Annotated in this window: 26 protein-coding genes and 1 tRNA gene; 12 read left to right on the top strand and 15 right to left on the bottom strand. The window is 60.0% G+C overall.

The features are described 5' to 3' along the window. The first annotated feature begins 102 nt into the window (after window positions 1-102). The 4 genes from AC1DYF_RS24040 to AC1DYF_RS24025 all read left to right on the top strand — a co-directional run bounded on the left by AC1DYF_RS24040 (window position 103) and on the right by AC1DYF_RS24025 (window position 2,425). Window positions 103-654, top strand: a complete 552-nt coding sequence (locus AC1DYF_RS24040; RefSeq protein WP_477879343.1) for a sigma-70 family RNA polymerase sigma factor — start codon at window positions 103-105, stop codon at window positions 652-654. Then, window positions 651-1,370: an anti-sigma factor gene (locus tag AC1DYF_RS24035; RefSeq protein WP_477879291.1), complete on the top strand. Its 720-nt coding sequence runs from the start codon at window positions 651-653 to the stop codon at window positions 1,368-1,370. Before AC1DYF_RS24040 ends, AC1DYF_RS24035 begins: the two co-directional genes overlap by 4 nt. 117 nt (window positions 1,371-1,487) lie before the next feature. Further along, a complete protein-coding gene (locus AC1DYF_RS24030) occupies window positions 1,488-1,721 on the top strand; it encodes a hypothetical protein (RefSeq protein ID WP_477879290.1) in 234 nt (77 codons plus the stop codon). 146 nt (window positions 1,722-1,867) lie between these two features. Next, on the top strand, window positions 1,868-2,425 hold the full coding sequence (locus AC1DYF_RS24025) for a fasciclin domain-containing protein (protein WP_477879289.1): 558 nt from the start codon (window positions 1,868-1,870) through the stop codon (window positions 2,423-2,425). Between the two features lie 162 nt (window positions 2,426-2,587). Here AC1DYF_RS24025 and yihA read toward each other — a convergent pair whose 3' ends face one another. Next, the gene (yihA, locus tag AC1DYF_RS24020) at window positions 2,588-3,238 is read right to left on the bottom strand and encodes a ribosome biogenesis GTP-binding protein YihA/YsxC (RefSeq protein WP_477879288.1); all 651 of its coding nucleotides are present in this window, start codon (window positions 3,236-3,238) and stop codon (window positions 2,588-2,590) included. A gap of 245 nt (window positions 3,239-3,483) precedes the next feature. Here yihA and AC1DYF_RS24015 point away from each other — a divergent pair, with 245 nt between their 5' ends. The 3 genes from AC1DYF_RS24015 to AC1DYF_RS24005 all read left to right on the top strand — a co-directional run bounded on the left by AC1DYF_RS24015 (window position 3,484) and on the right by AC1DYF_RS24005 (window position 4,767). Further along, window positions 3,484-4,074: a 2'-5' RNA ligase family protein gene (locus AC1DYF_RS24015; RefSeq protein WP_477879287.1), complete on the top strand. Its 591-nt coding sequence runs from the start codon at window positions 3,484-3,486 to the stop codon at window positions 4,072-4,074. Window positions 4,075-4,156: 82 nt separating this feature from the next. Continuing rightward, window positions 4,157-4,504, top strand: coding sequence for a 2'-5' RNA ligase family protein (locus AC1DYF_RS24010; protein ID WP_477879286.1), 348 nt, complete (start codon window positions 4,157-4,159; stop codon window positions 4,502-4,504). Next, entirely contained in the window at window positions 4,441-4,767 is a 327-nt protein-coding gene (locus AC1DYF_RS24005; RefSeq protein WP_477879342.1) for a hypothetical protein, read from the top strand. The genes AC1DYF_RS24010 and AC1DYF_RS24005 overlap by 64 nt, the downstream gene beginning before the upstream one ends. A gap of 17 nt (window positions 4,768-4,784) precedes the next feature. On the opposite strand, the gene AC1DYF_RS24000 is transcribed toward AC1DYF_RS24005, so the two are convergent. From AC1DYF_RS24000 to rpmH, 4 genes are all read right to left on the bottom strand, one after another. Continuing rightward, on the bottom strand, window positions 4,785-5,681 hold the full coding sequence (locus AC1DYF_RS24000; protein ID WP_477879285.1) for a DMT family transporter: 897 nt from the start codon (window positions 5,679-5,681) through the stop codon (window positions 4,785-4,787). 124 nt (window positions 5,682-5,805) lie between these two features. After that, window positions 5,806-7,584, bottom strand: a complete 1,779-nt coding sequence (gene yidC / locus AC1DYF_RS23995; protein WP_477879284.1) for a membrane protein insertase YidC — start codon at window positions 7,582-7,584, stop codon at window positions 5,806-5,808. Next, window positions 7,568-7,966, bottom strand: a complete 399-nt coding sequence (rnpA, locus tag AC1DYF_RS23990) for a ribonuclease P protein component (RefSeq protein ID WP_477879283.1) — start codon at window positions 7,964-7,966, stop codon at window positions 7,568-7,570. The genes yidC and rnpA overlap by 17 nt, the downstream gene beginning before the upstream one ends. A gap of 22 nt (window positions 7,967-7,988) precedes the next feature. Continuing rightward, a complete protein-coding gene (gene rpmH / locus AC1DYF_RS23985; RefSeq protein WP_477879282.1) occupies window positions 7,989-8,129 on the bottom strand; it encodes a 50S ribosomal protein L34 in 141 nt (46 codons plus the stop codon). Window positions 8,130-8,375: 246 nt separating this feature from the next. On the opposite strand from rpmH, the gene AC1DYF_RS23980 reads away from it, so the two are divergent. Both AC1DYF_RS23980 and AC1DYF_RS23975 read left to right on the top strand, forming a co-directional pair. Further along, window positions 8,376-9,815, top strand: a complete 1,440-nt coding sequence (locus AC1DYF_RS23980; RefSeq protein ID WP_477879341.1) for a sensor histidine kinase — start codon at window positions 8,376-8,378, stop codon at window positions 9,813-9,815. 194 nt (window positions 9,816-10,009) lie between these two features. Beyond that, window positions 10,010-10,086, top strand: a tRNA-Arg gene (locus AC1DYF_RS23975). Between the two features lie 201 nt (window positions 10,087-10,287). On the opposite strand, the gene AC1DYF_RS23970 is transcribed toward AC1DYF_RS23975, so the two are convergent. Beyond that, entirely contained in the window at window positions 10,288-11,454 is a 1,167-nt protein-coding gene (locus AC1DYF_RS23970) for a PAN domain-containing protein (protein WP_477879281.1), read from the bottom strand. A gap of 229 nt (window positions 11,455-11,683) precedes the next feature. Between AC1DYF_RS23970 and AC1DYF_RS23965 the strand changes: the two genes are divergently transcribed. Beyond that, on the top strand, window positions 11,684-11,887 hold the full coding sequence (locus AC1DYF_RS23965; RefSeq protein ID WP_477879280.1) for a hypothetical protein: 204 nt from the start codon (window positions 11,684-11,686) through the stop codon (window positions 11,885-11,887). A gap of 282 nt (window positions 11,888-12,169) precedes the next feature. Here the strand turns inward: AC1DYF_RS23965 and AC1DYF_RS23960 are convergent, their stop codons facing one another. Then, window positions 12,170-12,415 carry a DUF982 domain-containing protein gene (locus tag AC1DYF_RS23960; RefSeq protein WP_477879340.1) on the bottom strand — a complete coding sequence of 82 codons (246 nt, stop codon included), beginning with the start codon at window positions 12,413-12,415 and terminating at the stop codon, window positions 12,170-12,172. A gap of 120 nt (window positions 12,416-12,535) precedes the next feature. Continuing rightward, complete coding sequence (locus tag AC1DYF_RS23955; protein WP_477879279.1) at window positions 12,536-13,456, bottom strand: LysR substrate-binding domain-containing protein; 921 nt, start codon at window positions 13,454-13,456, stop codon at window positions 12,536-12,538. A gap of 174 nt (window positions 13,457-13,630) precedes the next feature. Between AC1DYF_RS23955 and AC1DYF_RS23950 the strand changes: the two genes are divergently transcribed. Further along, window positions 13,631-13,792 carry a hypothetical protein gene (locus AC1DYF_RS23950; protein ID WP_477879278.1) on the top strand — a complete coding sequence of 54 codons (162 nt, stop codon included), beginning with the start codon at window positions 13,631-13,633 and terminating at the stop codon, window positions 13,790-13,792. Between the two features lie 104 nt (window positions 13,793-13,896). On the opposite strand, the gene olsB is transcribed toward AC1DYF_RS23950, so the two are convergent. The 5 genes from olsB to AC1DYF_RS23925 form a co-directional block, all read right to left on the bottom strand. Beyond that, window positions 13,897-14,730 (bottom strand): l-ornithine N(alpha)-acyltransferase, encoded by an 834-nt coding sequence (gene olsB / locus AC1DYF_RS23945; protein WP_477879339.1) that lies wholly within the window; start codon window positions 14,728-14,730, stop codon window positions 13,897-13,899. Between the two features lie 287 nt (window positions 14,731-15,017). Then, the gene (locus AC1DYF_RS23940) at window positions 15,018-17,351 is read right to left on the bottom strand and encodes a hybrid sensor histidine kinase/response regulator (RefSeq protein WP_477879277.1); all 2,334 of its coding nucleotides are present in this window, start codon (window positions 17,349-17,351) and stop codon (window positions 15,018-15,020) included. Between the two features lie 64 nt (window positions 17,352-17,415). Continuing rightward, window positions 17,416-17,910, bottom strand: coding sequence for a signal peptidase II (lspA, locus tag AC1DYF_RS23935; protein WP_477879276.1), 495 nt, complete (start codon window positions 17,908-17,910; stop codon window positions 17,416-17,418). After that, the gene (locus AC1DYF_RS23930) at window positions 17,907-18,761 is read right to left on the bottom strand and encodes a TrmH family RNA methyltransferase (RefSeq protein WP_477879275.1); all 855 of its coding nucleotides are present in this window, start codon (window positions 18,759-18,761) and stop codon (window positions 17,907-17,909) included. The genes lspA and AC1DYF_RS23930 overlap by 4 nt, the downstream gene beginning before the upstream one ends. Then, window positions 18,758-19,873 carry an RsmD family RNA methyltransferase gene (locus AC1DYF_RS23925; RefSeq protein WP_477879274.1) on the bottom strand — a complete coding sequence of 372 codons (1,116 nt, stop codon included), beginning with the start codon at window positions 19,871-19,873 and terminating at the stop codon, window positions 18,758-18,760. Before AC1DYF_RS23925 ends, AC1DYF_RS23930 begins: the two co-directional genes overlap by 4 nt. Before the next feature lie 117 nt (window positions 19,874-19,990). On the opposite strand from AC1DYF_RS23925, the gene AC1DYF_RS23920 reads away from it, so the two are divergent. After that, entirely contained in the window at window positions 19,991-20,446 is a 456-nt protein-coding gene (locus tag AC1DYF_RS23920; RefSeq protein WP_477879273.1) for an SRPBCC family protein, read from the top strand. A 223-nt stretch (window positions 20,447-20,669) separates the two neighbouring features. Here AC1DYF_RS23920 and AC1DYF_RS23915 read toward each other — a convergent pair whose 3' ends face one another. Both AC1DYF_RS23915 and AC1DYF_RS23910 read right to left on the bottom strand, forming a co-directional pair. Continuing rightward, window positions 20,670-21,011: a lipopolysaccharide assembly protein LapA domain-containing protein gene (locus AC1DYF_RS23915; protein WP_477879272.1), complete on the bottom strand. Its 342-nt coding sequence runs from the start codon at window positions 21,009-21,011 to the stop codon at window positions 20,670-20,672. Between the two features lie 234 nt (window positions 21,012-21,245). Further along, window positions 21,246-21,563, bottom strand: a complete 318-nt coding sequence (locus AC1DYF_RS23910; RefSeq protein ID WP_477879271.1) for an integration host factor subunit beta — start codon at window positions 21,561-21,563, stop codon at window positions 21,246-21,248. Between the last annotated feature and the right edge of the window lie 18 nt (window positions 21,564-21,581).

Below are 21,581 nucleotides of genomic sequence, written 5' to 3'. Positions count from 1 at the left end.
TCGAGCCTCTTTAGCGTAAGTCGCGGGCACATGGAATGATCCGTTTGGCCGAAACCCGCGTAAAAATTGCCGGTCAGCAATGAGGCAATGCGGCGGATGGCAATGGCCGAAAACAGGTCGGACGAGGATATCGATGCATTGATGCTCCGCGTAGGTCTGCGCGACCGAGCGGCCTATACCCGGCTCTATCTTCGCACCGCGCCGAAACTTCTCGGCATCCTCTTGCGTATCCTGAAAAACCGGTCCGAAGCGGAGGATGCGCTGCAGGATGTGTTCATCAAGGTCTGGCAGCGTGCCGAACGCTTCTCGCGCGACGAAGGCCGGGCCGAGACCTGGCTTGCCGCGATCGCCCGCAATCACGCCATAGACGTGATGCGCGCGAGGAAGCCGCAGGCCTCCGAACTGGACGAAGTCTTTGATCTTGCAAGCGATGCGCCTGATCCGGAAGCCGAGGCCATCAATCGCAGCGAAGGTAGCCGAATTGAGGGCTGCATGCAGACGCTCGAATCTGATAAAGCAGATGCTGTCAAGCGCGCATATGTTGAAGGTTTGAGCTACCAAGAGCTGGCAGATTTCTATAATATACCGTTGAACACCATACGAACCTGGCTGCGTCGCAGCCTGCTGAAACTAAGAGAGTGCCTCGGGCGATGAGCGATAAGCCGCAGGATTGGGACCGGACCCGTGACGAGATCATCTCCGGCGAATATGTGCTCGGTGTGCTGTCCGAGGAAGACCGGCGACGCGTCGAGGCGCGCATGGCCGGCGACCCCAAATTCGCCAACCAGGTGCGCCGCTGGCAAGCCAACCTCGCCGATTTCAACGAAGATTACCGCGACGTCCGCCCCTCGCCGGAACTCTACAAGAAGATCGAAACGCGGCTATTCGGCATGCCGCAGCAGGGTGAGCAGGGAGGCCTGCTGCAGGCTGTCTGGAGTTCCGTGTTCCTGTGGCGCACACTGACGGCGGTAGCGATCATCGCAGGCGTCAGCGTCACCGTGGCCGATCGCGTCACCCCGCCGGTTGGGCCGACCGTCAAGCCGCTGGTGGCGGAACTCACAGCCATGGATACGCCGATGAGCCTGATCGCCAGCTATGATACGGCTTCGGGCCGGCTGAGCATCACGCCCGCGGCGCTGAAGCAGGAAAAGCCGAAGTCGCTGCAGCTCTGGCTGATCACCGAAGACAAACAGGCTCACTCGCTCGGCATCCTGCCCGATGGCACCGGTGCAATCAATGTCCCGAGCGCCATGCGCAAGGAACTTGGTCCTGACAAGACAATTGCCATTTCCGTCGAACCCTTCGGCGGCGCGCCGGACGGCAAGCCAACCGGGCCAGTCATCGCGATGGGCAAGACCAGGGCACTCTGAATCCAAAAGGTCGCGTGCTCGGCCTTTTTACGCGCCGACGTCATGCCGTGGCTGCGGTTCCCGTGACCGATCCGTCGTTTCGCCGGCGTTGTAACGCCGATTTGGAGAGGGCACCTCATGCACCTTGCCGCCGCGGCAAATCTGCTCACCCCAGCCTATCTGACCTTGCTGTCAAAGGGTTATGCCGTTCACCCGGAGGGTCAATTTGTCGTCGCCGTGCGAGGCGCGGACCGCTTTATGGCGGAAGATCCGATCACGCTCGTTGGCGTGGTCGTCATCGCGGAGGCCAGAGGGGAAGAGTGGCAAGCGACAGACGAGGAAATAGCAGATTATCTGGCGCGATTTGAATGAGCCACGCTCTTGCAATCGAAATCTCGCAAAATTTCTTCCAGCTGAAACTCTAATCCCGCCCCGCCCGTACTTCCTTTCATCCCACCAGGGAGTGAGGACCGGCCTGGAATCGTCCAGCCGGCCGAGGAGACAGGAAGGGTAATCCGATGCTCAGAACCGCAATCCGCACGACGCTCGTCGCCGCCGCCATTTTCGCCACTGCTTTCGCCGCCGAGGCCAGGAACCCGGTGGTCGGCGGCGCGCCGATGTTCAAGACGAAGAACATCGTCGAGAATGCCATGAAGTCGAAGGACCACACGACGCTGGTCGCTGCCGTCAAGGCGGCCGGCCTGGTCGACACACTGGAAGGCAAGGGCCCGTTCACTGTCTTCGCGCCGACCAATGAAGCTTTCGCCGCGCTGCCGGCCGGCACTGTGGATACGCTGCTGAAGCCGGAAAATCACGACAAGCTGGTCAAGGTGCTGACCTGCCATGTCGTTGCCGCCGACGCCATGTCGAAGACCATCGCCAAGATGATCAAGGACGATGGCGGCATGCACAAGATCACCACGGTGGGCGGCTGCGTGCTGACCGCGATGAAGAAGGGCAAGACGATCATGCTCAAGGATGAGACGGGCGGCGTCGCCACCGTCACCATTGCCGACGTCCAGCAATCGAACGGCGTCATCCACGTCATCAACAAGGTGCTTTTGCCGAAGGCGTGAGCGCTCGCGCCCAGGCCAACTCACGCCGTCCGGTGCATCCAGCCCGGACGGCTTTTTATCAGAGCATGTCTTCCGAAAGTGGTCGCCGGTTTCGGGATAAAGACATGCGAAAAAACAAGGAGCTAAAGCGCCCGGAGCGATTCCCGGAGATCGCGACGCGCTTTAGAGAGACAGTGTCTTGATCAGGGTTGCACGCATCTCCTCGATGCCTTCGGATTTTTCCGACGAGGTCGTGAGGATTTCCGGATAGGCGGCCGGATGCTTGGCGAGCTTTGCCAGCGTATCCGTGATCAGAGCCGGAATCGCGCTTGTCTTGATCTTGTCGGTCTTGGTCAGCGCGATCTGGTAGGAGACGGCCGCCTTGTCGAGCAGGTCGAACACCTCGTCGTCGTTCTTCTTGATGCCATGGCGGCTGTCGATCAGCACATAGACGCGCTTCAGCGTCGAGCGCCCGCGCAGATAGTCGAAGACCAGCTTGGTCCAGGCATCCACCTGGGCCTTCGGTGCCTCGGCATAACCATAACCGGGCATGTCGACCAGTGCGCAGGGCGGCAGGTCGCCGATCCCACCCGAATAACCATCCGGGACGAAATAATTGAGTTCCTGCGTCCGTCCCGGCGTGTTGGAAGTGCGCGCCAGAGCGCGCTGGCCGGTCAGCGCATTGATCAGCGATGACTTGCCGACATTGGAGCGACCGGCAAAAGCGATCTCGGCCGGGCCTTCCGGCGGCAGGAATTTCATTGCCGGCACGCCGCGGATGAAGATCCAGGGCCGCGTGAAGATGCGGTCGAGCGGCTTTGCACTGTCGGTCATGTCAGTATCCCGTTTATAACCGGTCCGGATTTTCGGGTTTCGGCGGGAAAGTCAAGCGCTGCCCCGAAAAGAGCGCAGAAAATGGAGGTCGAGTGAGCCAATTCGCGCGCCGGCGCGACGATTCCGAAGTGCGACACTGGTGACGCTTTCTGTCGGCGGGCATGCCGTTCCATATCATTTGTTCTTGTTATGTTCTACATTTTCTGATATGGTCGGACTCCAAAAATGATTGGATGGAGGCACAGATGTCAGGCAATGCAAGCCGGAATTTCGAAATCAAAAATCCATTTTCGGGCAGCAAGTTGATTCTTCTTGCCCGGCCGAGCGAGAGCGCTCTGGAACCGATCAGGCAGGCGACGCGTGATCTTTCCCGCCAACATGGATTAACCGGTCGACATCGGCCTGATGATGTCCTGCATGTGGCGATTGTGGGCTTTGGACCGTATGCGATGCTCCCCTTGGTCCAGGTGAATGCGGTGCGCCATATCCTGTCCGGAGTAGAATTCGATATTTATTTTGACCGAGCTGCAAGCTTTAACGGATCCCATGGAAAACCGGTCGTCCTCTACAGCGACAACGGCAATCAGGCACTGATCGAATTGGAGATATCGGCGCGGAAACTGCTTCAACCCTATTTCGGAAGGCCGGCGGGCAGGGCCTACCACCCGCATATGGCTTTGCTTTACGATGACAAAAAGATTGTTGCCGAGGAGATCAAGCCGCCGATCCGGTGGCGGGTCAGTGAACTCGTTCTTGTCGAAAGCCTGCAGGGCCAGACGGAGTATCGCCCGATCTGCACGTTCCCGTGTCGCCAGTCCCAGACGAGGGCCGCATAGCGTTGGTCAACCAGACGGCCTTTCCGCACAGTCGTCGTGGTGGCATAGTGAGATAGCCGATCCGTAGGATGGAGAGAGAAGCATGTCGGATGCTCAATCCGCGCGCGGCGGGCCGCGCCGTTCAGGCTTCAGCCAGAACCGTGCGAACCTTTATGTCGTTTTAGCACCGCCGGAACCCGTCGCGGCAAAGGTCACGGCTCTGGCCAATGACGTCAAGCAACGCAGGAAGCTGAAAGGGAGACTGCGGCGCGAGGAGACATTTCATGTGACACTCGTGACCCTGCCGCGGCTGGAAGCACCGCCGAAACCGACCGATCGGATTATTGCCGCCATCGGCGCCGTGCTCTCGCAAATGCAGTTCGACCGATCGAGATTTCCTTCGACCGGGTCGAGAGTTTTGACCACGGGTCGCGCCGTCCCACCGTGCTGAGTTCAAGCCGGCGCAATGAGGCGCTGTTTGAATTGGAAAAACGCCTTCATGAAAAGCTGCATATACCCAAAATGCCGGGCCTGCCGTTCAAGCCACACCTGACGATGATCTGGGACCGCGCCAGCATTCCCAAACTCGAGCTTGAAGAACCGATCCAATGGATCGCGGAAAAGCCGAGCCTGATTTTCAGCCATGTCGGAAAATCGAAATATGACTGGCTCTGGCCGGATGTCAGGATGTCTGATGAGCAGCCGGATATCTGAGTCGGCGGGGTTGGCCTTCAGGAAACGTTCTGCCGCTTGAGCGCCAGGAGCAGGTAACCGATCAGCGCCATGAGAATAATCAGCCCGCCGATCAGCGTCTCGATGCCGGGAATCTCGTGGTGGAAGATCGCCACCCAGAGCGGGCTGAGCATGGTCTCGGCCGTGCCGAGCAGTGCGGCCAGCGCCGACGGCACCATCCGCGCGCCGGTGGCCCAGAGCGCCATGCCGAGCCCGAGATTGCAGACGCCGAAGGCCACCAGGATCGCCATTTCCGACCATGTGACATGGAAGGACGAGGCCTGTGTCGCGGCCAGCGCCACGGCAAGGAAGCAGCCGAGGCTGACGCCCGGCACTTGCCGGACATTTTTGTAGCGCCGGGTCACGACCGTCGCCGTCGCATAGACGATCGGGATGAGCATGGCGAGCGCCGTCCCGATCCATGACTTGCCCTGGCCGAGCGATCCCGAAACCATGACGGCCACACCGAAGATGACGGCGACGATGGCGATCCAGGTCGAGACGGCGATCCGCTCGCGATAGACCGCCCATGCCATCAGCGCCGCCAAGAGCGGTGTTGCGGCCTGAATGAGCACGACATTGGCGACCGTCGTATAGCCGATGGCGATGATGAACGAGACGGAGGCGATTGCGAATCCGGTGCCGACGACCAGGCCCGGAACGCCCATGTTGCGATAGGCGGCGACCGTCGCTTTCGGCCCATCGCGGGCGATCAGGAAGCCGACGAGGAACAGGCCGGCAAACAGGCAGCGCCAGAAGACGATCGTCCAGCTGTCGGCAATGGTGAGATAGCGTGCGATGGCGCCGCCGAAACTCCAGGCCACCGCCGAGCCGAACACCAGCACCGCACCGATGCGCTCCTCGGCCAGCGAATGTTGGGCGACCGCCCGTTCCATCCTCATTCTCCTAAGAAAAAGGCTCCCGGCATAGACCGGAAGCCTCGTTCATTAGCGTTTTCTGATGCCGGATGCCGCAGCCAAAAGCGACATTCGTCAATCATCACATCTTTTCAACAGCCATTCATGCCGATGATGGTTTTCGCTGCACCAGCCGTCTCAAGTTGTCGAACAGTTCGATCTTGGCGCCGTTGCGCTTCATGATGATCGCCTGTTGTGCCACCGACAGCGTGTTGTTCCAGGCCCAATAGATCACCAGGCCGGCGGGGAAGGAGCCGAGCATGAACATGAAAATCAGCGGCATCCAGTTGAAGATCATCGCCTGGGTCGGATCGGGCGGCGTCGGGTTCATGCGCATCTGCAGGAACATGGTGAAACCCATGACGAGCGGCCAGACGCCAAGCATCAGTGCATGCGGCGGTGTCCAGGGGATCAACCCGAAGAGGTTGAAGATCGTCGTCGGGTCGGGTGCCGACAGATCCTGGATCCAGCCGAAGAACGGCGCATGCCGCATCTCGATGGTGATATAGATACATTTATACAGTGCGAAGAACACCGGCACCTGCAGCAGGACGGGCCAGCATCCGGCAAGCGGATTGACCTTCTCCTCCTTGTAAAGCGCCATGGTCGCGGTCTGCATCGCCATGCGGTCGTCGCCGAGACGCGCCTTCAGTTCCTCCATCTTCGGCTGCAGCTTCTTCATCTTTGCCATCGAGGCATATTGCCGGTTGGCGATCGGGAAGAACAGCGTCTTGACGATGACGGTGGTGGCCAGGATGGCGAGACCGAAATTGCCGAAATACTTGTTGAGGAAGTCCATCAGCTTGAACATCGGCTGGGTGAAGAACCAGAACCAGCCCCAGTCGATCAACAGGTTGAACTTCACAATGCCGGCATTGAAATAGCCGTTGACGACATCGACTTCCTTGGCGCCGGCGAAGACCTTGGTGGTCAGCGTCCTGGATCCGCCAGCCTTCAACATGTTGCCGGTCTGCTCGCGGTAGTCTGCCTGGAACAGCTGCTGGCCAGTCTGCACATGGGTGAAGTTCGAGTTGAAGGTCAGGTCCTGCTGCGGAATGATCGCGGCGGCCCAATATTTGTCGGTCAGGCCGAACCAGCCGCCATTGCTGCCGTCATGCGCCACCGGCTCGGTATCCTTGGCCCAGGTGGTTTCCGCCAGGCCATTGTTCAGCCAGCCGACAAAGCCTTCGTGCAGCACCCAGGCAGCAGGGGTGGTGGGAATCGTGTAGCGAGCGATACGACCATAAGGCGCGAGGGGAATGTCGGTCTTGCCGTCGTTCTTGATCGTGTCCTTGATGGTGAACAGGTAGTGATCGTCAACGGCGATCTCGCGCACGAAGGTCACGCCGGCCGTATTGGTGTAGGAAAGCGTTACCGGCGTAGATGGCGTCAGTTTGGTATTGCCAGTCACCGTCCAATTGGTGCTCGCCGTCGGCATCGATGAGGTCTTGTCGCCGCCGATATAGCCGAGCTCGATGAAATAGCCGTCATGCGTATTGCCGGGGCTCAGCAGCGTGATGATCGGGCTGTTCTTGTCGATCGTCTCACGATATTTCTTCAGCCTCAGGTCATCGAAACGGGCGCCGGTCAGGTTGATCGAGCCGGTCAGCGCCGGGGTGTCGATCTCGACGCGCTTGGCCTGGCCCAGCGCCTGCTCGCGGGTGACAACGGGAACCGCGCCGTCATTGATGCCGGGTACCTTGCCATTGTCATCGACGATCGCCGGCTTTTCGCTCTTCTTCTGTTTGGCGAGTTCGGCCTGCTGGATCTGCTGCTGCTTCTGCTCGCGCTCCATCTTCGGGCCCATGTAGAAGAACTGCCAAACGAAGACGATCAGGACGGAGAGAACGATCGCGATATAATAATTACGGTTGTTTTCCATCACTCTTTCCCGATGGTCGGCGGCCCTTGGAATTCTGCCGGCTGGAGATGCGCGTTGAGAGCGCGTTTGTCAATTCTTCAAATGAGGCGCCAAGCGCCTCCCGATGCGCAACGATCACATAGTCATGGCCCGGCTGCATTGCAAACTGCGCGGAGAGCCGCACCGCCTCTTTCAGGCGGCGCCGGATACGGTTGCGCACCACGGCATTGCCCTGTTTCTTGGTCACGGTGAAGCCGGCGCGCGGCGCCTCGTCGGCCACGTTGCGGTCCAGGACTTCGAGGATGAAATAGCGGCCTTTGCGCCTCTCGCCATCACGCACGCGCAAAAATTCCGGCCGGCTTTTCAGCCGGCCGGCAATGTTTTGAATTTTTCGGGTCGTCATCGGCCCTTGATGTCCGATTGCGTCAAGCGGAAAGCCGCTTGCGGCCACGATTGCGACGAGCGGCGAGGACTTTGCGGCCACCCGTGGTGGAGAGGCGGGCGCGGAAGCCGTGCCGGCGCTTGCGGACGAGCTTCGAAGGCTGGTAGGTACGCTTTGTTGCCATGTTATTTAATTACCGCGGAGTGCGGCCCTTCTTGATAGCGTGTTCTGATTTCGAACAGGAAATGCGTCGCCGCCGTCAGACGAGACCGGGCTTCCCGAACGTGGCCGGCCTTATATGGACGAAGCCCGCCAAAGTCAACCGATCGGCGGATTTTCCGCGGCTTTGTTGGCAAACGGCGATTCTGTGATATGACGTGCGAGCTGGCGCGAGAGATCGCACGGGCCGCATTGGAGTTGCAGCGTGGAGATGAGCGTGGGACCGAAGCCGCAAGCCTCGTCGACCGAACGCCACGACGTGCCCTTCACTTCACGGCTGTCGACGCAGCTTCTGGTGCTGACCATCACTTTCGTGCTGCTTGCCGAAATCCTGATCTTCGTACCCTCCGTCAGCAATATGCGCGTCTCCTGGCTGCGCGACCGGCTGAACACCGCCGCCGCCGCCGCGATCGTCATCGACGGCCTGCCCAACGTCGATCTACCGCGACCGCTGCAGAATTCCACCCTGATGGCCACCGGTACCAAGGCGATCGTGCTGCACAAGGAAGATATGACGCGGATGATCGTCGTCTCCGAAGTGCCGCCCATGGTCAACGCCCAATATGACCTGAGCAAGCCGGATTTCGTCGGCGACGCGCTGGATGCGCTTTCGACCCTCATCTGGGGCGGCGATCGGGTGTTTTCCGTGCGCGGGCCGATCGGCGGCAGCCCGATGAAGATCGAGCTCGTCATGGAAGACAAGGCATTGCGCGAGGCTATGCTGGTCTACTGCCGCGAGATCCTCCTGTTTTCGGTGATCATCTCGCTGGTGACGGCGACGCTGATCTTCCTCGTCATCAACCGCGTGCTGATCCGGCCGGTGGCGCGGATGACGGCAAGCATGCAGAGTTTTGCGCTCGATCCCGCCAATCCGTCCGCAGTGATGACACCACCCAAAGGCACGGATGAACTGTCGCTCGCCGGCCGCCATCTCGCCGCCATGCAGATGGACCTGCAGAAAACCATCCGCCAGCAGAAGAACCTTGCCGATCTCGGTCTCGCCGTCTCCAAGATCAATCACGACATGCGCAACATCCTCTCCTCGGCGCAGCTGATGTCGGATCGTCTCGCCGATGTCGGCGACCCCGTGGTCAAGGGCCTGTCGTCAAAGCTGGTGCGCACGCTTGGCCGCGCCATCGGCTATTCCTCGGAAGTGCTGGCCTATGGCCGGGCCAGCGAAACCCAGCCGCGCGTCAACCGCATCAAGCTGCGGCCGCTGGTGGAAGACGCCGGCGAAATCCTGGGCCTGAGCGCCGGCACCGAAGTGGCCTTTGCCAATGATGTCGCCCGCGATCTCGAAGTCGACGCCGATCCCGAGCAGTTGTTCCGTGTCCTCTACAATCTCTGCCGCAACTCCGCCCAGGCGCTGGAAACCGACACCAGCGAGGAAAAGCGCGTCACCATCTCCGCTTCGCGCGACGACAACGGCGTCCACATTACTGTCGACGACAACGGCCCCGGCATGCCGCAAAAGGCCAAGGACAACCTCTTCTCCGCCTTCCGCGGCTCCGTCCGCGCCGGCGGCACCGGCCTCGGCCTCGCCATTGCCCGCGAATTGATCGAGGCACATGGCGGCTGGATCGTGCTCGAGGAAAAGCAGGAGCGCGGCACCCGCTTCCGGTTTGAACTGCCAGACCGGACGGGCGGTTGACCGGCTAGGGTCTCGGTCAAGGCAGGTCGTGATCCTTTTTGCGGCAGGGTAACCATCTGTTTTTATTTCATAATTTTACCGCAACAGCTCAAGCCGGAATCTTTTCCTGCAATTTTTTTCGAGAATGCGCTTGCTTTCCTCCAAGCAATTCTCTAGGAGAGCGCCACGTCAGCGGACACGCTCCGCTGCGGCAGGCGCCCGTAGCTCAGCTGGATAGAGCACCAGACTACGAATCTGGGGGTCAGGAGTTCGAATCTCTTCGGGCGCGCCATTTTTTCAATGACTTAAGGCAATACAAAGAACCCTCTAAATCATCCGGGGGCACGCCGGGCTCGATCATTCGGCTATAGCTTCGGCCGCCTGGCAAGTTTTCAGCGTCCCACCATTGCCGCAATCATCGACTATCAACGACCAATAAAATCAATAGGTTGACAATCTCGACCAAGGTCGCCGTTTGCCATGACGCTTGTTTTCAATCCGTCTTAATCCCGCTAAAGACTTCAGAATTGCGTTGCACTGGCTTGGCTTGGTCGAATTTCACGCAAATTCCGTTTTTGTAGAACGTGAACGCCTTGCAAAATACGTCATCAACACATTCGTCTTGGCACCAAGCAAGGCTTTTGTTCATGTATGTTGAATAGGGCATCGTCGTAATTTCACTTCCTTGGAAGGTTCGGAAGTTGACGCTGGTGCCGTAATCCCGCCCGACACGCATGACGACATTTGGGGGCTTGTAACCGGAGATCGCGCCAGTGAATTGCAAAGCTTGATTGGCGCCCGATTTCAGAAAGCATGCGTTGTGAGACTCGTTGAAGGTGAATGCGGTGCAACGCGCATCGGCTTCACAAGCCGCCTTGCATTGATCGACCGTATATTCCGTCACCGGCTTGGCAGCGATATCGAAGCCGAACAAATCGGTGCTTGGCACCAATGTCCATTGGTTGCTGGCTTGCAATGCCGGTATCGACCGACTGGTTGATACGACGGCGCCGGAATCCTGACTTGCTCTAACAGCCGGAGTTGGAACGGGTGTAGCGCTATCTGTCGTGCTTTGGTTGGAAGTCGCCAATGCGGTTTCCGAAAGCATCTTTACATCCAACCCAATTGCGGTCGCGGTGTCTTGGCTCAGCCACGCCATCGAATCCGGCTGTGTCTGCGTAATGTAGACGATTTGACGGTCGGTCATTCCGAGTTCGTGCAAGTATGAACCGACCAAGGCATTGCCCGCCGAACTCACATTGCTTGTGCCGTTGTCAATTGTGAAAATCGCGTGAAACCCGACCTTGGAAGACGGGAACAGCGAACGAGGGCGACCGGCCAGCCAAGCTAAGGCGCATGATGACGCGCACATCCCATTCGGAAAGACTGCTGTGGGAAATCCTTTGATTGCAATTGTTCTCCCAATTGAAATCCCGACTTCCGCCAATCCACCTGGGCTGTTCAGCACAACAACTGCCTGATCAACCGAGATTGCCAAATTGTTGAATGTTTTATCGTCACCAGCATTAAAGTCACCGTCTATGGTGATAACTGGAATTCCGATGGATGTTCGATCAAGCGCAATGTTTGCAGCTTCGGCCTGGCCTTCGGCGGCCAACAATGAAAGCAACGAAATGCTAACTCGAAACAAATTTCGCATAATGCGTCCGTTTTATAGTCTTTCCTTCTCCAAAAATATAACACCTTTTTTCGCGGAAGGTTGTCAATATTTCCATTGTAATTTTTGCGCGATTTGAGCGCCAAAAGCTTTTTCTTACCGCGGGAATGTGGTAGAATACCACTGGAAATTGGTCCCGCAGCTTCAGGATCGGATCGGCGCACTCGCCCGGAAACAAGGCACAACCCTTTCCGACTTAGCCGAAAGCGTCTTGCGTTCCTATGCCGACGAGGCGGAACGGGCCATCAACGAGCATGCCGAAGACGAAAGTCGCTGGCAGCGCTATCTCGAAGCCAGCGCATCGGTGCCGTTCAACACCGCTCGATCGAAGCTGCGCGGTCTTGCCGCCGATGCGGCGCGCAAGGCGGCCCCCGATGAAATTCGTTTTCCTGCCCGAGGCGGAAGACGACATTGAGCGGCTTTTCAATTTTCTCATAAACCAAGGTAACGCGCTGGTGGCCCAGAAGGCTATGTGGCGATCGATGAGGGTATCCTGATGCTTCTGAAAACCCCGTATATCGGTATCCGCGTGGAGGGGCGTCCAGACTATCGCCAGCTTTCGTTCCTTTTGGAAAAAGCGCATATGTCCTGTGTACCGCATTCATGAAGAGTCTGATCGCTCGTTGTCGTGCGCATCTGGTGGACGGGAGAGCCACGTCTGATCGAGGCCGGCCAGGAAGCCTGACCTCCTGCTTTTTCAGTCTCGAACGTGGATGCTGGCTTCCGCCGCAGCGAGCAGAAAGGCACGACGGGCATCTTCGCCAGACTTCTTGCCTGCCGCGACTTCGGCGCAGACGTCAAGCGCCCGATCGAGAGCGGTTCCATCCTCGAGCGGCCAATCCTCGATCATGGCCCACGAGGCCTGCTGTGGCGTCGAGATCGTTGTGTAGACGCCCGGTGCTTCGAGGGCGAGCGTCACCGGCTTGCTCCAGGGTTTGTCCATCGCCAACAGCCTTTCTTCTCGACATCACGACTCTGCTTAGCACGATTTGCTCGGCTGGAAATATTCAGCTGCATGGCTGTACAGCATGACCGACACCACCTCCGTTCCCTCGTGGCCAGACTACCCACTTTTTCCCGAGAAATGCGCATCCAGTATTTCCATGCTCGACGCCAGTTCCTTCCTGAGCCAGGCCTTGAACATCTTGACCTTATGGCTCTCGCGCTGCCCCTTGGCGGTGACGAAATAATGCCCGAACCCCGTCGCGGCGCGGATCGGGAAGGGAACCGCGAGCTTGCCTTCGAAGATGGCGTCAGCGGCCAATGTCTGCCAGGCGAGCATCACCCCCTGCCCGCTCATGACAGCATCGATGCAGAGTGACGCCTCGCTGAAGAAATGGCGGGCGTTGATCTTTTCTCCGTCGAGGCCGACCTCTTTCAGCCAGACATTCCAGTCGAACATCGCCGGAGCGTCGATCACGGCGGGGACCGAGAGCACGTCACGCGGCACCTTCAGCCGGTCGAGCCATGAGGGTGCGGCGACGGGGAAGACTTTCTGGGCCAGGATGAGTTCGGAATGGACATTGGCCCATTGGCCGTTGCCGACGCGGATGCCGAGATCGATATCGGATGTGGCGGGGTCGACAAGCTTAAGCGTCGCGTCGATCCTGAGCACGATGTCGGGATATTGCCGGGCAAAGCTTTCCAGCCGGCGCACCAGCCAGCGCGCGGCGAAGACCGGCGCTACCGAGATCGTCAGGCAATGGTTGTCGCGGCGCAGGGCGAGTGCCACGGCCTCCGACATCCGCTCAAAGCCTTCGGTCAGGCGGCCCAGCACCGGCCGGCCGATATCGGTCGGCACGAGGCCCTTCGGCCGGCGTTCGAAGATCGTGTGGCCGAGTTGCGCCTCGACCTTGATGACCTGCTGGCTGACGGCGCCGATGGAGACGCCCAGTTCGTCGGCCGCCGCCTGAAGCGAGCCGAGACGGCCCACCGCCTCCAGCGCCCGCAGGCCGTTGAGATGAACAAGGTTCAAGTTCTTCATATAGATTATCTATAAGGGATGGCTCAATTTATCAATTGAATCCAACGCTGCGTAGAAGGATATCTATAGAGATAAATGTCATGAAGGAGTTCCATAGTCATGAGAACTGCCGATCAAAATCTTTCGTCCAGGATGGCGGCAACATTCACCGGTCAAATCAAGGGGATAGCCGCAATGACAGTGATCAAGCTCAGGAATGCCGCGCACCACTTGACCGAAACCGAAAGCAGCCTGCCGGAAAACCGGGGCGATCCGTGGTCGCAGCCGCAAATCCGCGCCATGTCCCAGCGGGAATTGGCGGACCTGCCATTCGCGAGGCGGCGACAAGATTTCTGATCCGCAGGCTTTTCATTCGCTGCAACAAAAAGCCGGGGCTTACTCATGCCCCGGACCGGCTGAAGGAGGGGTGCGGAAAATTCGGATGGATTTTCCAGGGATCCTCAGCTGGCAAAACGCTGGGCGTCGGCTCCGTAATAATTGACGTAGCGACTGGAAATGCTTTCCACCGGCAACACGATCAGCACGTCGGTGGTATCGAAGGCCGGATCGACCACGGCGCCCTCGCCGATCATGGCCCCAAGCCTCAGATAGCCCTTGACCAGTGGCGGCATGGTGATCAGCGCCCGCTTGGCATTGATCGCCTCCGGCGGCATCAGATCCATGTTGCGGGCATAGGGACCGGCGGCCCGCACCGCCCATTCGCCCGTCGCCAAGGCATTGTGATGCAGGAAGGAGAGCGCCAGCGCATGCATCTCCGAATGGCGGCCCGGGAACGAGGCGCAGCCGAACATGACGCCGAGATTGTGCTTCAGCGCATAGGCCCAGTTGCCCTGCCAGAGCAGTTCGACGGTGCGCTTGGTACGGTAGGGCGGCAGCACGCAGGAGCGGCCGAGCTCCATGAACTGCCTGTCCGGATGGCGCGCGATCAGCGGTGCGATGTCGAATTCCGAAGCCGAGTAAAAACCCGAATGCCGCATCGCCACTTCCTGGCGCAGGATACGGTAGGTGGCGACGATCTGATCGGCGGAATCACCCTCGATCGCCGTATCGAGCACGATCAGGTGGTCGCAGATATCGTCGAAGGCATCGAAATCCAGCTTGGCGCGCATCGCCTCAGGCGGTAGTTCGGCGCCCATTTCCTCGACGAAAACGCGATAACGAATCTGCTGCGCGGCCACGATCTCCTGACGGGAGACGGCGAGCCGCGTTTCCAAAGATCCAATCCGGCCGAGCACCGGCAATTTGATGTCCGAGATCGACGTCCCGCTGTCCATGCTGGGCGCTATTTCCGCTTTCAGGTCGAAAAGCTCCAATTCCATGGCCGGTGTCCCTTTGGCAATCGACCAGCCACTAATCACATGTATGAGACAGTACGATGACAGAAATCAAGTGCATAGCCGGCTTGGAACAGGCAAGCCGGACGCCGTGTGGGGCATAAAGACAACAGTTCGCCAAGCGGCGTGGCCGCGTGTGGGCGTTATTGTTCCCGGGAAAGCAATTTGGTGGGTAATTTTTGGGGAACCGCGCGGGAAACATCGTTCCCGCGCCTCGGATGGTCGGCTCAGGCTGCGCGAATCAGGCGCTCGTTCAGCCGCGCGATGGCGCCGTTGATCATATCGGGGCTGGCGGGTTTGACCAGCACCAGATCGGCGCCGTTGACGAGCAGGCGGCGGCGGGTTTCGTCGCTGCCGTCGGCGGTCAGCACGATGACCGGAAGCGGCTTGCCCTCGGTGGAACGCTCGATCTGACGCAGCCGATGGATGAAGTCGTCGCTGGTGCCATCCGGCATGGAATAGTCCGTGAGCACGACGTCGGGCGTGGTTTCCGCAAGCGCTTCGGCCAGCCGGGCGAAATTGGTCGCCAGGCGCACATTATGGCCGGCTTTTTCCAGGATCGCCTGGGAAATCATGGCGTTGACCGGATCGTCCTCACCCAGCAGGATCGACAGGCGCTCGCCGGAGGATAGGCCTTCCCCGACCACAACGGCTTCATCCTCCGCCTCGGCGGAAATGACCGGGAATTGTTCGCTCGCCGCGCGGCGATGTTCCAGACCCCTCAGCTTGCCGGTCAGCACGTCGAGCAGCGATTGTTCGCGCAACGGGCGGATCAGCCAGCCGTCATAGTCATCACCGGACATCTGCGCCGGCCGCGATTCGGGATTGACCAGATAGACGCGCTTGGCGCCGGCAAGCCGTGGATTGTGGCTCAGCGCCGCGGTGAAATCGGCGTCGAGGCGGTGATCGACGATGATGCCGGTGAAGTGCTCGCGAAAGGCAAGGATCGATTCGGCATCGGCGGCGGTGGATGCCATATAGGTTTCCGCGCCAAGGCCCTTGAGCGTGGTGGCGAGCGCCGTGGCGGCGGGTCCGATGGGCGCCAGGAGCAGGACCTTGGCATTGCTGAGCTCATTGCCAAGCCGCATCGCAGTGGAATCGACGGTGACGGGCAGCCGGACCGTGAACGTGCTGCCCTCGCCAAGACGGCTTTCGACCGACAGCGCGCCGCCGGTTTCGGCCATGATCCGGGCCGAGATCGCCAGGCCGAGGCCAACGCCACCCTCGCGGGCGCGGCTGAGGTCGCCCTGTTCGAATTCGTTGAAAATGCGCTTGGTTTCGGCCTCGTTCATGCCAGGGCCTGTGTCCTTGACGCGGATGACGAGCGTGGTTCCCTCGAGAGCGGCGGAGACAAGGATGCCGCCTTCCTCGGTGAACTTCACCGCATTGCCGACGACATTGTAGAGCACCTGACGGAACCGTGCCGGGTCGAAGACCAGATTTTCCGGGATCGCCGGGGAAATGGTCGAGCCGATCTCGATGCCCTTGGCATGAGCCCGGCTGGAAAGAAGTTCGACCACGCTTTCGATCAGCGGGCGGACGGCTTCGCGGCGCGGCTTCAGCTGGAAGCGGCCGGCGGCGAGCGTCGAGAAATCGAGCAGGTCCTCGACAAGCTGCACCAGTGCGGTGCCGGACTGGCTGATGCCGTCGAGATAGTTCTTCTGTTCCGGCGTCAGCGACGTGCCGGTGAGCAGATGACCCATGCCAAGCAGGCCGGAAAGCGGCGTGCGGATTTCGTGGCTGACGGTCGCGATCAGCCGCGATTTCATCACGCTTTCCTCTTCGGCGCGGGCGCGCGCTTCCTCGCGGCTCTCGGCATCCTGGCGCTCGGTCGTCACGTCGCGGGCAACGCTTTGAAGAACGAGATCACCGAGAATCGGATCGCGGGTGACGATGTCGTGCCAGAGGAAGGTTTTGGAGCCGGCCGGTGTCTTGAACTCCACGTCGTAGCAATGTTCGACGGTGCGCGGGGTGAAACGGATGCCGAGCTCCTCGCAGGAGCGGCCCTCGGGTTTTTCGCAGCGGGCGACCTTACGGAACGTTTTATTTGCCGACAGGATGACGCCGCCCAAGCTGCGGCAGAGCGTGATATCGCCAAGCGCATCATGGATATCGCCCATCATCGCGCCGGCGGCGGCATAGCTGTCTGTACCGGCGACGGGGGCAGCGGGTTGCGCTTCGGCCTGCGTAGCGGCCTGTTCGACAGGCGCCTGCGCCTTGCGGTCCAGCCGGGAGGCCAGGGAATAGATGATCGCGGACACACCGACCGCGGCAAGGCCGATGGCGACGAGGGCAAAGCCCAGCCCGGAGCCGAGCGACAGCACCAGCGCCGAAGCGACAAGACCGATGCCGGCGATCCAATAGCGCAGCACGCCGGACCTGTCCGTGCCGGTGTCATCGAAGGAAAAGTCTTCCGGATCGGGATCCAGGGGGTGCGGCAGCCGGCTGGCCGGGTGCTCGACTTTCGCATAGAGGTTGTCGAGCGCTTCCTCCGGCGGAGGAGCGGACGGTTCCTGAAACGCCATCGCGACGCGATGCTGAAGATTCTGGGGCTCGGTCATGCCTCCAGTTAGCACAAATGCACTTACGGAATGCTTGCGGAGCGTCCTTAAAAAAGGATCAATTCTATCCCTTTGCTTCGCCTCGATGCAGGAAAATCTCGGAGAAGCCGACGATGATCGCGCCCACGGTGATCAGGCTGTCGGCAAGGTTGAAGACCGCGAAAGACCAGGTGCCGACGTGGAAAAGAACATAGTCCACCACATGTCCATAAATGAAACGGTCGATGATATTGCCGACCGCGCCCGCGACGATCATGGCGAAGCCGAGATGCATCAGCATTCCCGAACGGCTGGAATTGCGCCACCACCAGAAAATGAAGGCGACGATCAGGAGCCGCATGCCAATGAGCGCCCAGCCATTCATGCCAGAGAGGAAGGAGAAGGCGACGCCTTCGTTCCACGTCCGGTAGAGCGACAGATGTGGGATAACCGGCACGGCCTCCTGGAACGGCAGCATCCTTTCGACCAGATATTTCACCAGCTGGTCGAGGAGTATCGCGATGATAATGAAGGTGGCCGCCGGCAGGGGCCTGGAGAACGGGTTCGACTGCGGCATCATCGTTCATCCAGTGTCAGCAGATGGCGGCGTGCCTCGAACAGCATGACGCCGGTTGCCACCGCCAGGTTGAGCGAATCCGCCCGTCCTTGTTGCGGGATGCGTACCTTTATGTTGGCGGCGTCGGCGAGGTCGTCCGGCAGGCCGGCCTGCTCATTGCCCATCAGCAGCACGACCGGCTTCGATTTATAGTCCGCCGTGCGATAATCGACGGCGCCCTTGAGATGGGTGGCGACGACATTGACGCCGGCCGATTTCTGCCATTTGAGGAATTCGGCCGGTATCGTGCGAACCAGCGGCAGGCTGAACACCGAGCCCATGGTCGCCCGAACGGTTTCCAGGGAAAACGGGTCGGTCGTGTCGCCGACAAGCATCACGCCCGATGCGCCGGCGGCGTCTGCGGTGCGGATGATGGTGCCAAGATTGCCGGGATCGCGCACACGATCGAGCGCGATCCAGGTTTCGTTCGACTTCGGCTTCACATTGTGCAGGCTTTGCCAGCGGGCGCGAAAAATGCCGACCACCATCTGCGGATTTTCGCGATGGGTCACCGACTCCAAAACCTTCTGGGTGACTTCCAGCACCAGTCCGCCGGCGGCGACGGTGCGCGCAGCGGCTTTCTCGACCAGCGGCTTGCCCTTGCCCTCCTTGGAATAGATCAGCGTCTCGATCTTCCAGCCGGTTTCCAGCGCGTCGAGGACAAGCTTCAGCCCCTCGGCCATGAAGGTGCCCGAGGCCTCTCGGTTCTTCTTCTGGCTGAGCGCCTTGATGTCCTTGATGATCGGATTGGCAAGCGAGGTGATTTCCTTCACCTGTCCGGGCCGGCGCGGACCGTCGTCGTCTCTGTCTGTCATGCCTTCGTCCAGCGGCTGAAAAGGGAGGTGGAGAGGGCACGGGCCGCCTGGCCTGGCATGGTCGGATATTCGCGGATGATCAGTTCTCCCGATTCGACGAGGCCGCCCATGCCGCGCATGGTCTCCATCATCAATTCGTGCATCGAATAGAAACTCGCGCGGATCGAATAGGCGGTCAGCACCAGGCCGATCGCATCGGGCGCCAGGAGGTCGCGGCAGATGTCGAGCATCTGCGGCACATGGTCGAACAATTCCCAAACCTCGCCGTTCGGGCCGCGGCCGAATTTCGGCGGATCGGTGAGCACGATGTCGTAGCGGTTGCCGCGGCGCTGCTCGCGTTCGACGAATTTCATCGCGTCGTCCATGATCCAGCGGATCGGGCGATCGGTGAGCCGCGCCAGTTGCTGGTTCTCCTTGGCCCAGCCGATCGCCTTCTTCGAAGCATCGACATGGGTGACCTCGGCACCGGCATCCGCGGCGATGAGCGAGGCGACGCCGGTGTAACCGAAGAGATTGAGCACTTTCGGCCGCCGGCCGTTCGCGGCGATCCGCGCTTGAACCACCTCCCGCATCCAGGACCAATGCGCGATCTGCTCCGGAAACACACCGGTGTGGCGGAAAGAGGTGAAGCGGCCGTGGAATTCGACGCCGAGCAATTGCATCGGCCAGGTTTCGCCCAACGCCTGCTTCGGGAAACGCCAGCGGCCCATGCCCTCCTCGTCGGTGTCGCCGGTGAAGATCGCGTCGGCTTTGTCCCATTCCGACTTCGGCAGCGCCTTCGGCCACAGCGCCTGTGCCTCGGGCCGGATGACGATGACGGAACCATAGCGTTCGAGTTTTTCGCCATTGCCGCTGTCGAGCAGACGGTAGCCTTCCTCGCCTGCGGTTTCGAGGATGAGCGGCGCCCGTTCGGCCGGCCGAGCGCCCGGTCTCAAGCCAAGCGGCGGCACCTGTAGCGTTTGCGGACGCTCACGCCGTGTCTGTGCCGAAACAGGCGAGACACGGTCACGCTGATCCTCCCGGGACTTGCTTCCGTCCGGCCGCACCTTCTCGCGCATGCGTTGAGAAGCATTGCCGGAAGCGGCTGCACGCGGTGGATTCTTGCTCTTCACTCGTTGTCTTCTTATCATTTCCACGACAATGGGCTGAAATAGCATCCAATCTCCTCTTGGCAAAGTGATTTGAGAGAGGCAATAAGGGGCCGACAAGAGACGACCAAGGAGACGATCATGGACATGTCCGGCGAAGAGCAGATTGCGGCCAGCCGCGAGCAGGTTTGGAAAGCGCTGAACAACCCGAATGTCCTGAAGAAGTGCATTCCGGGCTGCGAGTCGCTGGAAGCCAAATCGCCGACCGAAATGGTGGCGACGATCAAGGTCAAGGTCGGCCCGATCTCGCGCAACTTCAAGAGCGAGGTCAAGTTCAGCAATATCAACGCGCCGGAAAGCTACACGATCACCAGCGAAGGCGGCATCGCCAAAGCCAGCACCGACGTCAAGCTGCGCGAAGAGGACGGCAAAACCGTGCTGAGCTATACGGTCAACGCCAAGGTCGGCGGCAAGCTCGCGGTGCTGGGCTCCGGTCTCATCCGCTCGTCGGCGAAGAAGATCGTCGAGCAATTCTTCACCAAATTGAAAAAGACGATTTCGGACCGCACCCGCGCCAAGGATCTCTCAGAGGCGTAACATCCACGCTCAAGCGCGTCGCCTGTTCACGGGTCAAGTGACGCGCTTTGTCTTTTTTGTTTCTGCGCCTGTCGGTATCCGGAAACCGGAGCCACTTTCGGGCGACATGCTTTTGCTTTTACGCATGTCGTGCCCCGAAACCGGGACCACTTTCGAGCGACATGCTGTAGCGCCGGAAGCGGGTTCCGGCGCCATCTGCGGCAATATTCGACAATTGCTTTGATTATTTGGAGGCGGAGAGCAGCTTCTGCGCGGTCTGCTGTTCGAGCCTGTCGCGCTGGCGACCGGCTTCGTCGCGCCATTTCTTGGCTTCATAAGCCTCGTTGCGCGCCCGCTTGCGATGGCGGCCCTGCGAAAACCAGGTGACGGCCGAGCCGATCACGACGCCAATCATCAGCGTGAGAAGCAGGAGCACGAAGAGCGGCAGCGTCAGGGCCAGGATACTGTCCTCGGGACGGAACGGGTTGAGCGCCACGGTCACGGAATGACGGTTTGCCACCGAGAGCACGATGAGGATGATCGCGACCGGAACGAGAATGACTAACCTGACAAAGCGCGTGATCATGTTCACCGAACTCCCTTGATGGCGGCGCAAACAAACACCGCGCCTCTCTCTAGAGCGTGCTGCTGTAATTTGGAAGCGTTCTGTTGGCTCAAACGGGAGCCGACCTGACAGCCGGCCCGTTTCAGCCAGCCCAAAGGGCCAGGCAGAGCGCCTTCAGACTATAACAGCACGCTCACGATGTCCGGCAGGCGAAATCAAGCCAGGAATTGCCTGCCCCTCGCGAGGCGAAGGAAATCAATCCTCATCGTCCTCGTCGTCTTCCTGGTCTGCAAGGTCGGGATTGAGGCGCTCGCGGAGCTCCTTGCCGGTCTTGAAGAAGGGAACCCATTTCTCCTCAACGAAGACCGCGTCGCCGGTACGCGGATTACGGCCGGAGCGCGACGGGCGATTCTTGACGGAAAATGCGCCGAAACCACGCAACTCCACTCGATTGCCGCCGGCAAGCGCGTCCGTAATCTCATCCAAGACCGCATTGACGATATTTTCGACGTCACGATGATAGAGATGCGGGTTCTTGGCTGCGACGATTTGCACCAATTCAGACTTGATCACGGAAGCCCCCTCAGACGG

It is taken from the genome of Rhizobium sp. P2_G9, from assembly GCF_056403475.1.
The sequence above is the reverse complement of the archived record's forward strand: the minus strand, read 5'-3'. Positions and strand labels throughout refer to the sequence as shown.